The organism is Streptomyces sp. NPDC005181 (assembly GCF_040608395.1).
Classification (GTDB): Bacteria; Actinomycetota; Actinomycetes; order Streptomycetales; family Streptomycetaceae; genus Streptomyces.
The window spans coordinates 1-14,930 of sequence record NZ_JBEXID010000119.1 but is presented as its reverse complement, the minus strand read 5'-3'; the positions used below and the strand labels follow the sequence as shown (position 1 = coordinate 14,930).

At 69.1% G+C, this 14,930-nt stretch carries 12 protein-coding genes and 1 pseudogene; 10 read left to right on the top strand and 3 right to left on the bottom strand.

Annotated elements, in window-relative coordinates:
- The 7 genes and pseudogenes from ABZV38_RS36105 to ABZV38_RS36075 all read left to right on the top strand — a co-directional run.
- Positions 1-218, top strand: a pseudogene (locus ABZV38_RS36105) (potassium-transporting ATPase subunit B); the annotation flags it as partial.
- Positions 219-234: 16 nt separating this feature from the next.
- Complete coding sequence (locus ABZV38_RS36100) at positions 235-903, top strand: potassium-transporting ATPase subunit C (RefSeq protein WP_356332678.1); 669 nt, start codon at positions 235-237, stop codon at positions 901-903.
- 156 nt (positions 904-1,059) lie between these two features.
- Positions 1,060-1,809, top strand: a complete 750-nt coding sequence (locus ABZV38_RS36095) for an ABC transporter ATP-binding protein (RefSeq protein ID WP_356332677.1) — start codon at positions 1,060-1,062, stop codon at positions 1,807-1,809.
- A gap of 202 nt (positions 1,810-2,011) precedes the next feature.
- Positions 2,012-4,555, top strand: a complete 2,544-nt coding sequence (locus tag ABZV38_RS36090; protein WP_356332675.1) for an ATP-binding protein — start codon at positions 2,012-2,014, stop codon at positions 4,553-4,555.
- Positions 4,556-4,619: 64 nt separating this feature from the next.
- Positions 4,620-5,312: a response regulator gene (locus ABZV38_RS36085; RefSeq protein WP_030980344.1), complete on the top strand. Its 693-nt coding sequence runs from the start codon at positions 4,620-4,622 to the stop codon at positions 5,310-5,312.
- Between the two features lie 109 nt (positions 5,313-5,421).
- Positions 5,422-5,829, top strand: coding sequence for an OB-fold nucleic acid binding domain-containing protein (locus ABZV38_RS36080; RefSeq protein ID WP_037822942.1), 408 nt, complete (start codon positions 5,422-5,424; stop codon positions 5,827-5,829).
- A 3-nt stretch (positions 5,830-5,832) separates the two neighbouring features.
- Positions 5,833-6,582 carry a DUF3159 domain-containing protein gene (locus ABZV38_RS36075; RefSeq protein WP_356332674.1) on the top strand — a complete coding sequence of 250 codons (750 nt, stop codon included), beginning with the start codon at positions 5,833-5,835 and terminating at the stop codon, positions 6,580-6,582.
- 114 nt (positions 6,583-6,696) lie between these two features.
- Here the strand turns inward: ABZV38_RS36075 and ABZV38_RS36070 are convergent, their stop codons facing one another.
- Both ABZV38_RS36070 and ABZV38_RS36065 read right to left on the bottom strand, forming a co-directional pair.
- The gene (locus ABZV38_RS36070) at positions 6,697-7,374 is read right to left on the bottom strand and encodes a TrkA family potassium uptake protein (RefSeq protein WP_030927282.1); all 678 of its coding nucleotides are present in this window, start codon (positions 7,372-7,374) and stop codon (positions 6,697-6,699) included.
- The gene (locus tag ABZV38_RS36065) at positions 7,374-8,042 is read right to left on the bottom strand and encodes a TrkA family potassium uptake protein (protein WP_026242838.1); all 669 of its coding nucleotides are present in this window, start codon (positions 8,040-8,042) and stop codon (positions 7,374-7,376) included. Before ABZV38_RS36065 ends, ABZV38_RS36070 begins: the two co-directional genes overlap by 1 nt.
- 433 nt (positions 8,043-8,475) lie before the next feature.
- Between ABZV38_RS36065 and ABZV38_RS36060 the strand changes: the two genes are divergently transcribed.
- The gene (locus ABZV38_RS36060; protein WP_356332673.1) at positions 8,476-10,524 is read left to right on the top strand and encodes an APC family permease; all 2,049 of its coding nucleotides are present in this window, start codon (positions 8,476-8,478) and stop codon (positions 10,522-10,524) included.
- 100 nt (positions 10,525-10,624) lie between these two features.
- The gene (locus tag ABZV38_RS36055) at positions 10,625-11,983 is read left to right on the top strand and encodes a class I SAM-dependent RNA methyltransferase (protein ID WP_356332672.1); all 1,359 of its coding nucleotides are present in this window, start codon (positions 10,625-10,627) and stop codon (positions 11,981-11,983) included.
- Between the two features lie 650 nt (positions 11,984-12,633).
- Here ABZV38_RS36055 and ABZV38_RS36050 read toward each other — a convergent pair.
- Positions 12,634-13,362 carry a 4'-phosphopantetheinyl transferase superfamily protein gene (locus tag ABZV38_RS36050; RefSeq protein ID WP_356332671.1) on the bottom strand — a complete coding sequence of 243 codons (729 nt, stop codon included), beginning with the start codon at positions 13,360-13,362 and terminating at the stop codon, positions 12,634-12,636.
- 519 nt (positions 13,363-13,881) lie between these two features.
- On the opposite strand from ABZV38_RS36050, the gene ABZV38_RS36045 reads away from it, so the two are divergent.
- Positions 13,882-14,820, top strand: a complete 939-nt coding sequence (locus tag ABZV38_RS36045) for a TauD/TfdA family dioxygenase (protein WP_356332670.1) — start codon at positions 13,882-13,884, stop codon at positions 14,818-14,820.
- The last annotated feature ends 110 nt before the right edge of the window (positions 14,821-14,930 follow it).

The following is a 14,930-nucleotide window of genomic DNA, read 5'->3' as shown; positions in this document are numbered from 1 at the left end:
CCCCGCAGTCCGCGATCCTCTCCGCGGTCATCTTCAACGCGCTGATCATCATCGCGCTGGTGCCGCTGGCCCTGAAGGGCGTGCGCTACCGGCCGAGCAGCGCCGACTCGATGCTCCGGCGCAACCTCGGGATCTACGGACTCGGCGGCCTGGTCGCCCCGTTCATCGGCATCAAGATCATCGACCTGATCCTCTCCCTCATTCCCGGAATCGGCTGATCGCGCCATGACCTCCATGAACAACTCCGCAGGAAACACCGTTCGGCTGCTCTGGGCCGGGCTGCGCGCCCTGCTCGTCCTCACGATCGTCTGCGGCGTGATCTACCCGCTCGCCGTCACCGGTGTCGCCCAGGGCGTCCTCCCGGACAAGGCCAACGGTTCCGAGATCACGGCGAACGGCAAGGTCGTCGGCTCCGAGATCATCGGCCAGCGCTACGACCTGCCGCTGAAGAAGGGCGAGGAGACCGCGGCCCCGGACCTCAAGTGGTTCCAGCCCCGCCCGTCCAACGGCCTCGGCAGCAACAGCGTCAACCCCCAGTACAAGCTGATCCTGTCCGGCGCGACCAACCGGTCCGGCGACAACAAGGACCTGATCGACTGGGTCACCGCCGCCAAGGCCGCCGTCGTCAAGGACAACTCCGTGCCCGGCCACCCGGTCAGCCCGTCGGCCGTGCCGGCCGACGCCGTCACCTCCTCCGGCTCCGGTCTCGACCCGGACATCTCCCCGCAGTACGCACAGCTCCAGGTGCGCCGCGTCGCGGAGCGGAACCATCTCGGCGTCGACCAGGTGGAGAAGCTGGTGGAGCAGCACACCGACGGCCGGATCCTCGGCTTCGTGGGGGAGCCGCGGGTCAACGTCCTGCAGCTCAACATCGCACTCAAGGAGCTGGTGAACGGAGGCTGATCCTCCGCCGACGGATGCTCCGGGCCGCCGTGGTCATGCTGTACGGATCACGGCGGCCCGGAGCCGTGCCCGCCCGGAGACCTCGGCCATTGCCCGACCGCGTGCCTCATGCACATACTGGCGGCCGACGGGGAACGACCACGCACTGGGGGGCGCATGACCGACAGCACCGGCGGAAAGAGCATCGGCGGCCAGGGCGGCATGGCCGTCGCCGAGGACCCGGCCCGCGGGCCGATGGTCCGCGTCGAGGACCTGCACCGCTCGTACGGCACCGGCGCGGGCGCCGTCCACGCGCTGCGCGGGGTCTCTTTCGACGTGCCGCGCGGCGAACTCGTCGCACTCAAGGGGCGCTCGGGCTCCGGCAAGACAACCCTGCTGAACCTGGTCGGCGGCCTCGACAGCGCCGACCGCGGCCGGATCACCGTCGACGGCACCGACCTCTCCGAGCTCGGCGAGAACGGGCTGCTGGAACTGCGCCGGGACCGGATCGGCTTCATCTTCCAGTCGTTCGGCCTGATCCCGATCCTGACCGCCGCGGAGAATGTCGGCGTACCGATGCGGCTGCGCAAGGCGGATCCCCGCGAGCGGGAGGAGCGGGTGGCATTGATGCTCTCCCTGGTCGGGCTCGGCGACCACGGTGCGCAGCGGCCAGGGGAGCTCTCCGGCGGCCAGCAGCAGCGCGTCGCCATCGCCCGCGCGCTCGCCAACCGGCCCGCGCTGCTGATCGCGGACGAGCCGACGGGACAGCTCGACGCGGAGACCGGGCTCGCCGTGATGGAGCTGTTGCGGGCGGTGGTACGGAGCGAGGGGGTGACCGTGTTGGTGGCGACACACGATGCGCAGTTGCTGGGGCTGGCGGACCGAGTGCTGGAACTGAGCGACGGGCTCATCGCCGAGCACACGTAGCGGCGGGTGCCGGGGCTCGCCCCGGACACCTTTTTGATGCCGATCACCGGGATATGCCGGATTTGACCGGTTTGGCGCATCAGAATTCCGTCAATTCGGCCTCCTGTCCGACCTTGCGTCCCTTTTGCCGTAAATATTCGGGGTAGCTTCGAGAGCGGCTGCCGCATCGGCCGCAGCCGCTTTTCTGAAAGACAATGGGGCCATGGCACGCGGCAAGCTTCGGATCTACCTGGGTGCGGCACCGGGCGTCGGCAAGACGTACGCGATGCTCTCCGAGGCCCACCGCCGAGTGGAGCGGGGCACCGACTGCGTCGTCGCGTTCGTGGAGCACCACGAACGGCCGCGCACCGAGGTGATGCTGCACGGCCTGGAGCAGGTCGCGCGCCGCACGATCGAGTACCGGGATGCCGTCTTCACCGAGATGGACGTCGACGCGGTCCTGGACCGGGCCCCGGCCGTCGCCCTGGTGGACGAACTGGCTCACACCAATGTGCCGGGCTCCCGCAACGCCAAGCGCTGGCAGGACGTCGAAGAGCTCCTCCAGGCGGGCATCGACGTCGTCTCCACCGTCAACATCCAGCACCTCGAGTCGCTCGGCGACGTCGTCGAGTCGATAACCGGCGTAAAGCAGCGCGAGACCGTCCCCGACGAAGTCGTCCGCCGGGCGGACCAGCTCGAACTGGTCGACATGTCGCCCCAGGCGCTGCGCCGCCGGATGGCCCACGGCAACATCTACAAGCCGGACCGGATCGACGCGTCCCTGTCCAACTACTTCCGCCCGGGCAACCTCACCGCCCTGCGCGAGCTCGCCCTGCTCTGGGTCGCCGACCGGGTCGACGAGTACCTTCAGCAGTACCGCGGCGAACACAACATCAGCACCACCTGGCAGGCCCGCGAACGCATTGTCGTCGGACTCACCGGCGGACCCGAGGGCCGTACGCTCATCCGCCGCGCGTCCCGGATGGCCGCCAAGGGCTCCGGCGGCGAGATCCTCGCCGTCTACATCGCCCGCAGCGACGGACTGACCTCCGCGTCGCCCAAGGAACTCACCGTTCAGCGCACCCTCGTCGAGGACCTCGGCGGTACGTTCCACCACGTCATCGGCGACGACATACCCTCGGCACTCCTCGCGTTCGCCCAGGGTGTCAACGCCACCCAGATCGTGCTCGGCTCAAGCCGCCGCAAGGCCTGGCAGTACATCTACGGCCCCGGCGTCGGCGCCACCGTCGCCCGCGAGTCCGGCCCCGACCTCGACGTCCACATCGTCACGCACGACGAGGTCGCCAAGGGCCGCGGACTGCCGATCGCCCGTGGCGCCCGGCTCGGCCGGGCCCGGATCATCTGGGGCTGGCTGGCCGGGGTCGGCGGCCCGGTCCTGCTCACGCTGCTCCTGACCAGCATGACGAACGGTCCGGGGCTCGCCAACGACGTCCTGCTCTTCCTCTTCATGACGGTCGCTGCAGCCCTGCTCGGCGGGCTGCTGCCCGCCCTCGCGTCCGCTGCCGTCGGCTCGCTGCTGCTGAACTACTGGTTCACCCCGCCGACCCACACCCTGACGGTGCAGGACCCGAGGAACTTCGTCGCCATCGTGATCTTCTTCGCGGTCGCGGTGGCAGTGGCCTCCGTCGTCGACCTGGCGGCCCGCCGTACCCATCAGGCCGCCCGGCTGCGCGCCGAGTCCGAGATCCTGTCCTTCCTGGCCGGCAGCGTGCTGCGCGGCGAGACCACCCTGGACGCCCTGCTGGACCGGGTCCGCGAGACCTTCGCCATGGAGTCCGTGGCGCTCCTGGAGCGGCGCAGCGACGTCGACCCGTGGACCTGCGCGGGCAGCGTCGGCCCGGCGCCCGTGTCCCGCCCCGAGGACGCCGATGTGGACATGCCCGTCGGTGACCACATGGCGCTCGCGCTCTCCGGCCGGGTGCTGCCCGCCGAGGACCGCCGGGTCCTCGGCGCGTTCGCCGCCCAGGCCGCCGTCGTACTCGACCGGCAGCGCCTGGTCGGGGAGGCGGAGGAGGCCCGGCGGCTCGCCGAGGGGAACCGGATAAGGACCGCGCTCCTCGCCGCCGTCAGCCACGATCTGCGGACCCCGCTGGCCGCCATCAAGGCCGCCGTCACCTCGCTGCGCTCCGACGACGTGGCCTGGTCGGAGGCGGACGAGGCGGAGCTCCTTGAAGGTATCGAGAACGGCGCCGACCGTCTCGACCACCTGGTCGGCAACCTCCTCGACATGTCGAGGCTGCAGACCGGCACCGTCACCCCGCTGATCCGCGAGATCGACCTCGACGAGGTGGTCCCGATGGCGCTCGGAGGTGTACCGGAGGACAGCGTCGAGCTGGACATCCCGGAGACGCTTCCGATGGTCGCCGTCGACCCGGGGCTGCTGGAGCGGGCCGTCGCCAACATCGTCGAGAACGCCGTCAAGTACAACCCCGACGGGGAACGCGTCACCGTGGCCGCCAGCGCGCTCGGCGCCAGGGTCGAGCTCCGGGTGGCCGACCGCGGCCCCGGCGTCCCCGACGAGGGCAAGGAGCGGATTTTCGAACCCTTCCAGCGCTACGGCGACGCCCCGCGCGGCGCAGGAGTCGGCCTGGGGCTCGCCGTCGCCCGCGGCTTCGTGGAGTCCATGGGCGGCACCCTCGACGCCGAGGACACCCCCGGTGGCGGCATGACCATGGTCCTGACGCTCAAGGCGGTGTCGGGATACGTTCCGATCGGTACCGACCTGCCCGCGCAGGCCGTCTCGTGATCGCCGCAGTGATACCCGTACTGCTTCCCGCAGCAATTCCGTACAGCAGAAAGGCAGGTCCCCGATGACCCGGGTGCTTGTGGTCGACGACGAGCCGCAGATCGTACGCGCCCTCGTGATCAATCTGAAGGCTCGCAAGTACGAGGTGGACGCGGCGCCCGACGGTGCGACCGCCCTCCAGCTCGCCGCCGCGCGCCACCCCGATGTCGTCGTCCTCGACCTCGGACTGCCGGACATGGACGGCGTGGAGGTGATCAGGGGGCTGCGCGGCTGGACCCGGGTGCCGATCCTGGTGCTCTCCGCCCGCCACACCTCCGACGAGAAGGTCGAGGCGCTGGACGCAGGAGCTGACGACTACGTCACCAAGCCGTTCGGCATGGACGAGCTGCTGGCCCGGCTGCGCGCCTCGGTCCGGCGGGCCGAACCGGTCGGCCAGGACGGCGCCGACGACATCGTGATGGTCGAGACCGAGGGGTTCACCGTCGACCTGGCGGCGAAGAAGGTCCAGCGCGAGGGACGCGACGTGCGGCTCACCCCGACCGAGTGGCATCTGCTGGAGGTGCTGGTCCGCAACAGCGGCCGGCTGGTCAGCCAGAAGCAGCTGCTGCAGGAGGTTTGGGGGCCTTCGTACGGCACCGAGACCAACTATCTGCGGGTCTACATGGCCCAGCTCCGGCGCAAGCTGGAGGCGGACCCCTCGCACCCCCGGCACTTCGTCACCGAGCCGGGCATGGGTTACCGCTTCGAACGCGGCTGAGCACTGTGCGTGCGGCGGCCTGCCGTCGGCTCTGCTCCGCTGCGTGTCACACGTCCGAGTGAGAGAACGGACACCTGCCCGGACCAGCGTGGGCCGGTACCCTTCGGGTATGAGTGCTGTCCCTCGTTCCGAGAAGGCGGAGCGGCCGTCCGGCCGCTTCCGTCGGATGCTCGACCGGCTGTCCAGCTCCCAGCAAGACCTGGAATCGGAGGAGCTGCAGGAGGACTCGCAGGCATCGGGATGCACGCGGATCTCCGAGTGCAACGACCGCCAGATCGTGAAGGTGACTGGTACCTTGCGGACCGTCACCCTGCGGCCGCGCGCCGGAGTGCCCGCCCTGGAGGCGGAGCTCTTCGACGGCACCGCCCCGTTGGACGTGGTCTGGCTGGGCCGGCGTTCCATCGTGGGCATAGAGCCGGGCCGTAAGCTCATCGCCTCGGGCCGGATCGCCATGAGTCACGGACGCCGAGTGCTGTTCAACCCCAAATACGAACTCCGACCGCTCGGCAAGGAGTAGCCGGTGACGTCTCTCGACAAGCCGACGTCCGACACGGACCGCACCGACCAGCAGGAGGCCGACGCGAAAGCGGTCACCGAAGCCGCCCTCTTCGAGGCGTTCGGCGGCGTCCGCGGGATGGTGGAGACAGTCCTGCCCGGGCTGCTCTTCGTCACGATCTTCACCATCAACAAGGACCTGCACACCTCGGCCATCGCGGCCCTGGCCGTGTCCCTGGTCCTCGTCGCGGTACGGCTGATCCGCAAGGACACCGTCAAGCACGCCTTCAGCGGGGTCTTCGGCGTCGCCTTCGGTGTGGTCTTCGCGATGATGACGGGCAACGCCAAGGACTTCTACCTGCCCGGCATGATCTACACGCTGGGCCTGGCCCTCGCCTACATCGTCACCACGATCGCCGGGGTGCCGCTGATAGGACTGATTCTCGGGCCGGTCTTCAAGGAGAACCTCTCCTGGCGCACCCGGAACCCCGGCCGCAAGAAGGCGTACGCCAAGGCCAGCTGGGCCTGGGGTCTGATACTGCTCGCCAAGTGCGCGATCCTCTTCCCGCTCTACTGGTGGGCCGACACCGCCCAGCTCGGCTGGGTCCTGGTCGCCCTGAAGATCCCGCCGTTCCTGCTCGCGGTCTACCTGACCTGGGTCTTCCTCGCCAAGGCGCCGCCGCCCATCGACGTCTTCGCCGAGATGGAAGCGGAGGAGCAGGCCGAGAAGGTCCGCAAGGAGGAAGCCGTCGCGGCCCGCAACACCGAGGCCTGACCGGCAGCTACAGCGAAGGGGCCGGGAACCGTGACATACACGGTTCCCGGCCCCTTCGTCGTACGAGGCGTCGTGGCGGCCGGCGACCGGAGGCGATGCCGGTCAGCCGGGCTCTCAGTCGTCGGCGACCTCGCGACGCACCGACAACAGATCCTCCAGCTGCTCCTCGCGCGCCTGGGCGGCCACGAACAGCAGCTCGTCACCGGCCTCCAGCGTCTCCTCCGAGCCCGGCGTCAGCACCCGCGTACCGCGGATGATGGTGACCAGTGAGGTGTCCTCGGGCCACGCCACATCGCCGACCTGGGTACCGGCCAGCGCCGACTCCGGGGGCAGCGTCAGCTCGACCAGGTTGGCGTCGCCGTGGCTGAAGCGCAGCAGCCGGACCAGATCGCCGACGCTCACCGCCTCCTCGACCAGCGCTGACATCAGACGCGGCGTGGAGACCGCGACATCGACGCCCCAGGACTCGTTGAACAGCCACTCGTTCTTCGGGTTGTTGACCCGGGCGACGACCCGCGGCACGCCGTACTCGGTCTTGGCGAGCAGCGAGACGACCAGGTTCACCTTGTCGTCGCCGGTCGCGGCGATCACGACGTTGCAGCGCTGGAGCGCCGCCTCGTCCAGCGAGGTGATCTCGCAGGCATCCGCGAGCAGCCACTCGGCCATGGGCACCCGCTCCACCGAAATGGCGGTCGGCGCCTTGTCCACGAGGAGCACCTCGTGGCCGTTCTCCAGCAGCTCGCCCGCGATGGAGCGGCCCACCGCGCCGGCCCCGGCAATCGCGACACGCATCAGTGACCGCCCTCCTCAGGACCCTCGGCGAAGGCCGCCTCTACCTTCGCGATCTCGTCCGTACGCATCATCACGTGGACGAGATCGCCCTCCTGCAGCACCGTCTGCGACGACGGCAGGATGGCTTCACCCAATCGGGTGAGGAACGCCACGCGGACGCCCGTCTCCTCCTGCAGCGTGCTGATCTTGTGCCCGATCCAGGACGGGGTGGTGTGCACCTCGGCGAGCTGCACACCGCCGCTCGGGTCCCGCCACAGCGGCTCGGCGCCCGACGGCAGCAGCCGCCGCAGCATCTGGTCCGCCGTCCAGCGGACGGTGGCGACCGTGGGGATGCCGAGGCGCTGGTAGACCTCGGCGCGCCGCGGGTCGTAGATCCGCGCCGCGACGTTCTCGATGCCGAACATCTCGCGGGCCACCCGGGCGGCGATGATGTTCGAGTTGTCGCCGCTGCTCACCGCGGCGAACGCGCCGGCCTCCTCGATACCCGCCTCACGGAGGGTGTCCTGGTCGAAACCGACGCCGGTGACGCGTCGGCCACCGAACCCCGACCCGAGACGGCGGAACGCCGTGGGGTCCTGGTCGATCACGGCGACCGTGTGCCCCTGCTGCTCCAGGGTCTGCGCGAGAGCGGCTCCTACTCGCCCGCAGCCCATGATGACGATGTGCACCTTGCGCTTACCTCGCAGTCCTGGTCGTCCAGCTGACCTGCGAAAACACCCTGCTCACACTCTTTCCTCGGCTTGCCGGGCAAACAACGGGGCAACGTTTTTCGGCGTTGCCCGGGATGAGCTTATGCGGCCACCGATGCGTTGCCTCATTCGAGTGTGCTTTCGCCACGGCCGTAGCTGCAAAGGCGCGGGGAAAAGGGAACGGGCGCCGCCGGAACGCCGGAGAGGGGAGATCCGCTGGAACGCCACCGTCCGCTACGCCCGTCGCGGCGGCCAACGGGAACGGAACGGTTACAGCGCACTGTTCCCATAAGGGGGGAGTGCAAGGATTCCGTTAAGGATTCCGCGCCGATTTCGGCTGAGCGCAGGAGATTGCAGGACCACGGGGGTGGTGCGTGGGCGGCCTCCATACGGAACGCTTACGATCCTCTCCGTGTCCAAACTGACCGACGTGCCCAAACGGATCCTGATCGGCCGGGCGTTGCGCAGCGACAAGCTGGGAGAAACGCTCCTCCCTAAGCGCATCGCCCTCCCTGTCTTCGCATCCGACCCGCTGTCCTCGGTGGCCTACGCACCAGGAGAAGTCCTCCTCGTGCTGTCCATCGCGGGTGTGTCGGCGTACCACTTCAGCCCGTGGATCGCGGCCGCTGTCGTGGTCCTGATGTTCACGGTCGTCGCCTCGTACCGGCAGAACGTGCATGCCTACCCGAGCGGCGGCGGCGACTACGAGGTCGCCACCACCAACCTCGGACCCAAGGCCGGTCTGACGGTCGCCAGCGCCCTGCTGGTCGACTACGTCCTGACCGTCGCGGTGTCGATCGCCTCCGGCGTGGAGAACCTCGGCTCCGCGGTTCCGTTCGTCGTCGAGCACAAGACGCTCTGCGCGATCGGCGCCATCGTGCTGCTGACCTTGATGAACCTGCGGGGCGTCAAGGAGTCCGGCAAGCTCTTCGCCATCCCCACCTATCTCTTCGTGGCCGGCGTCTTCATCATGATCGCCTGGGGTGCGTTCCGCGGGCTGGTCCTCGGTGACACCATGCACGCCCCGACCTCGGACTACGAGATCAGGCCCGAGCACCAGGGCCTGGCCGGCTTCGCCCTCGTCTTCCTGCTGCTGCGGGCCTTCTCCTCCGGCTGTGCGGCGCTGACCGGCGTCGAGGCGATCAGCAACGGTGTGCCCGCCTTCCGCAAGCCGAAGAGCAAGAACGCCGCGACCACCCTCGCGATGATGGGCCTGCTGGCCGTCACCATGTTCTGCGGCATCATCGGCCTGGCCATGGTCACCGATGTGAAGATGGCCGAGAACCCGGCCCGGGACCTGATCCACAACGGCGCCGCCGTCGGATCGAGCTTCGTCCAGGACCCAGTGATCTCCCAGGTCGCGGCCGCCGTCTTCGGCGACGGCTCGTTCCTCTTCATCGTCCTCGCCGCGGCCACCGCCCTCGTCCTCTTCCTGGCCGCCAACACCGCGTACAACGGCTTCCCGCTGCTCGGCTCGATCCTCGCCCAGGACCGGTACCTGCCGCGCCAGCTGCATACCCGCGGCGACCGGCTTGCCTTCTCCAACGGCATCGTGCTGCTGGCCGGCGCCGCCATCCTGCTCACCTGGATCTACGGCGCCGACTCGACCCGGCTGATCCAGCTGTACATCGTCGGTGTGTTCGTCTCCTTCACCCTCAGTCAGACCGGCATGGTCCGGCACTGGAACCGCCATCTCAGGACCGAGAAGGACCCGGCCAAGCGCCGCCACATGAACCGCTCCCGCGCGATCAACACCTTCGGCGCGTTCTTCACCGGCCTGGTGCTCGTCGTCGTACTCGCCACCAAGTTCACCCACGGCGCCTGGGTGGCGCTGCTCGGCATGGTGATCTTCTACGGGACGATGACCGCGATCCGCAGGCACTACGACCGGGTCGCCGAGGAGATCTCCGCCGACGAGGCCCCGTCCGAGGACAGCGTGAAGCCCTCCCGGGTCCACTCCATCGTCCTGGTCTCCAAACTGCACCGGCCCACGCTGCGCGCGCTCGCGTACGCCAAGCTGATCCGCTCCGACCATCTGGAGGCGCTCTCCATCAGCGTCGACCCGGCCGAGACCAAGGTACTCAAGGAGGAGTGGGAGCGGCGCGGCATCAACATCCCGCTGAAGATCCTCGACTCCCCTTACCGCGAAGTGACCCGGCCGGTCATCGACTACGTGAAGGGCCTGCGCCGGGAGAGCCCGCGCGACGTGGTCAGTGTCTACATCCCGGAGTACGTGGTCGGGCACTGGTACGAGCACCTGCTGCACAACCAGAGCGCCCTGCGCCTCAAGGGGCGGCTGCTGTTCACCCCGGGCGTGATGGTGACGTCCGTCCCGTACCAGCTGGAATCCTCCGAGGCCGCGAAGAAGCGCGCCAGGAAGCGCGCCGAATGGAACGCTCCTGGATCGGTGCGCCGGGGGCCCGTGGAGAGCAGGCCCAAGGTGCCTAGTAGCAAGAGCTGACTCTCCGTGCCCGCATGTGGTAAGCGGCCGGACACCACCCACGTAGACTTGTGGGTTGTTGTCCGGCCGTTTTTCCTTTGATCTCTGGAGCCACCCCCTCATGCAGAACGAATCCACCTCGTCGCCGGCCGACGACTCGCAGACCGGGGACTCACTGATCGGTGAGGAGTACGAGGTCGAGGTGGGCCCCGTCGCACACGGCGGCCACTGCATCGCCCGTACCGCGGAGGGCCAGGTCCTCTTCGTACGGCACACGCTCCCCGGCGAGAAGGTCATCGCCCGGATCACCGACGGGGAGAAGGACTCCCGCTTCCTGCGCGCCGACGCCGTCACGATCATCGAACCGTCCAAGGACCGCGTCGAGGCGCCCTGCCCGTACGCCGGCCCCGGCAAGTGCGGCGGCTGCGACTGGCAGCACGCCAAGCCCGGCGCCCAGCGTCGGCTCAAGGGCGAAGTCATCGCCGAACAGCTCCAGCGCCTCGCCGGCCTCACCCCCGAAGAGGCGGGCTGGGACGGCACGGTCATGCCGGCCGAGGGCGACAAGCTTCCGAAGGGCGAGGTGCCCGCCTGGCGCACCCGCGTCCAGTACGCCATCGACGAGAACGGCCGGGCCGGCCTGCGCAAGCACCGCTCGCACGACGTCGAACCGATCGAGCACTGCATGATCGCGGCGCCCGGCGTCTCGGAACTCGGCATCGAGAAGCGCGACTGGACCGGCATGGCGTCCGTGGAGGCCATCACGGCCACCGGCTCCAACGACCGCCAGGTCATCCTCACCCCGAAGCCCGGCGCCCGGCTGCCGCTCGTCGAGCTCGACAAGCCGGTCTCCGTCCTGCGCGTCGACGAACGCGACGGCGGCATCCACCGGGTCCACGGCCGCGGCTTCGTCCGCGAACGCGCCGACGACCGCACGTACCGTGTCGGCTCGGGCGGCTTCTGGCAGGTCCACCCGCAGGCTGCAAACACTCTCGTCCGCGCGGTCATGCAGGGCCTCCTGCCCCGCAAGAACGACATGGCCCTCGACCTCTACTGCGGCGTCGGCCTGTTCGCCGGCGCCATCGGCCAGCGCATCGGCGAGAAGGGCGCGGTCCTCGGCATCGAGTCCGGCAAGCGCGCCGTCGAGGACGCCCGCCACAACCTCCAGGACCTCGACCGGGTCCGCATCGAGCACGGCAAGGTCGACCAGATCCTGCCCCGCACCGGCATCACCGAGTGCGACCTGATCGTCCTCGACCCGCCGCGCGCGGGCGCGGGCAAGCAGACCGTGAAGCACCTCGCCGGCCTCGGCGCCCGCCGCATCGCCTACGTCGCCTGCGACCCGGCGGCTCTCGCGCGCGACCTGGCGTACTTCCGGGAGGGCGGCTACAAGGTGCGGACGCTGCGGGCGTTCGACCTGTTCCCGATGACCCATCATGTCGAGTGCGTCGCGATCCTTGAACCGGTCGCAAAGGGCCTCTGACCTGCAGGTTAGGGCAGTGTGTGTGATGTGCGCTGTGGGCGTTACGGGCGATATCTTGACGCTGGTCTGACGCTGGTCTGACGCGCGTGACGCACGTTTGACGCACGCCGGCAGCAATGCCTGACGAATCGTCAGCAGTGGAAAGTCGCCTCCCGCACCAGGTTGTGACCCTGGTGCGGGAGGCGACTTTTTTGGCTATGGGCAACCGAGATGGCCTGTAATGGTGAAGTGGGGAGGGCCGTTTCGCCGACGATGTGGTGCCGGTGCACCATCGGCCGTACCGAGGGCGCCGGCATACCCCAACCTCTGCGTTGCGGTAAGCAACACGTGAAGGAGGCGGAAGGCTCGACCCTGCACCACGGCACCGGCAACCTGGAGCTGACGCTGCATCCGAGCGGGACCTGGAGCGCGCGGCCGAGTACTTCCGGCGCAGCTACGCGGCGGCGTAGCCGAGCTTTGCCGGGCCGGCGGTGCCCCCGCGGGTCAGGGAGTGACGTCGTGGGGTGTGGCGCGGCGGTGCCTTCCGACGGTTCGGGCAGGGGTGGCGGTGGATCTCCAATGATCCGGCGGATCCCCGGTTTGGCTCACCGGGGATCGCCTGCTGATTTGCGCGCCTTAGCGCGGACCCGGGCTGACCATGTGCAAGGTCGTTAGGCGGAAGCGGAGGTCGACGCCCGGTCCGGGGTGCGGAGGGCGAGGGCCGCCGCGTAACCGGGCGGGGCCGGCAGGTCGGTCAGGGTCCAGCCGGGGACCACGGCCGGGGTGTGCGCGGAGCCGACGTACGGCTCCGCCAGGCCGAGCGCCAGGCCCGTACCGGTGGCCTTGAGGTAGGCCTCCTTGCGGGACCACACCCGGCCCATCGCCGCCCGCCGGTCCGGCTCCGGGAGAGCGGTCAGCTCCGCGGTCTCCGCCGGGTGCAGAGTGGTCAGTACGTCGGCCACTGCGGCTGCGCCCGGAATCCCCTCCACGTCGACCCCGACCGGCACCTGGGCGAAGGCGAGGTAGGCCACGTCGTCGCTGTGCGAGAGGGAGAAGTGCAGTGCCCCTCCGTCCACGGCGGGGCGGCCGTGCGGGCCGCCACAGCACGGGCACTTCTCGCGGACCATCGAAACCTCCGCCGGGGTCAGCCCGAGGTAGCCGCCGAGCAGCACCCGAAGCCCCACGTGCGAGGCCAGGTAGCGGTGCCGGTCGCCCTCCCGGAGCAGCCGCTCGGCCCGGTCCCGCTCGACGGCGTCCAGCATCGGCAGAGCCTCGGCGACCGTATGCCCGCCCACCACGCCCGAGGTCGTGTCCAGAGCCCATACCGCCACGCTCGCGCCCGCCGACAGCGAGCCGGTCTGCGGTGCGTTGCTGCCGAGGCGGTTCACGTACGTATTCACCCAATGAGGGTAGACGAGGAGGTCAGCGACCCGTCGGGGCATTGCCCGCCCCGGTCCCGCACCGATCGTCGGGCAGCTCCTGAGCTTCCTCCTCGACATCGGCTCGGGGGAGTTCGGGATGCAAAGCGCCGTCGTCACGCCCGAAGGCGTCGGGATCCGGTGGGTTCACGACGAGGACTTCCCGATCGTCGCGAAGTACCAGGCCGAGTACTGGGGGCTCGTGGGAGCGCCGGCGAGGTGTCACTTCAGTCGAGGTCGTCTCCAGTGACAAGGAACAGAAGGGCTTCGTGGTGCAGAAAGTGCGTTGGTGTGTGGAGCAGACCTTCGGTATGATCATCCGCTAGCGGCGTATGCACCGCGACTGCGAAGCGTTGCCGGAATCGGGTCCCAGGCCATGACCAACTCGATGAGCAACCAGCTGACCGCCGACCCGAACCACATCGGGCAATCCCTCCGCCTGTAACCGTCGGCAGAAGCCCAAACCCCTACCGAACGCCCTCTGAGACACGGTGATTTCTCATGTCCGAGCAGCGCACGAGCCTTCTCGCCCGTTTGGAGGCCGGCCCCGTCCCCGACGCCGAGTCCTGGATCAGTGAACACAGCACACAGATCCGGAACTCGGTGACCACATACGGGGCCGTCCTCGTGCGCGGCCTGCCGATCAGCGATCGGGCCGCAGCCGTCGCCGCAGTGCGCGCGGTCATTGGAGACGGCATGGCTGAGCGGGAGGGATTCGCCCCGCGCGACGCTTACGGCGACGGTGTGTACTCCTCGTCGCACTGGTCCGCCGACCAGCCCATGTGTATGCACCACGAGCTGAGTTACGTGGCCACCCCGCCCAGGCTCCTGGCGTTCGCCTGCGTCACACCGCCCGCGACCGGAGGCATCACTGCCCTGGCCGATGCGCGCGCGGTCCTGAGCGATCTGCCGGCAGACCTCGTCGAGCGCTTCGAACGGCACGGCTGGCGTCTGACGCGCAGCTACAACCCTCTCGTCGGCACCCCGTGGCAGGATGCCTTCGGCACCAAGGACCGTTCGGAGGTGGAGCGATACTGCGAGGAGAACGGCCTGGAGGCGGTCTGGCAGGGTGACGATGCCCTGAGCACCGTCCAGACCCGTCCCGCCGTCGTGGCGCATCCGGACTCGGGCGAGCGCTGCTGGTTCAACCAGATCGCGTTCCTCAACGAATGGACGATGGAGCCCGAGGTACGGGAGTTCCTCATTGAGGAGTTCGGCCCCGAGGGCCTGCCGTTCAACACCTTCTGCGGTGACGGCTCGCCCCTCGACCGGGCCACCATCGACCACATCAACGAGGTGTACGAGAAGCACACGGTGCGTGAGCCGTGGCAGCGCGGTGACCTCCTGGTCGTCGACAACATCCGTACGGCGCACAGTCGCGAGCCCTTCAAGGGCGAGCGGGAGATCATCGTGGGCCTGGGCGAGCCGTTCCGCCCCTGAGACTCCGAGCAGTGGCATGAGAGAGGTGGCGCACCCGAGGCGCACCCCGGTTGATGCGCGTTCGGCGAGCATCTTGGCGACGTGCGGGTTTGACTGGGCGAAGAAGGTGC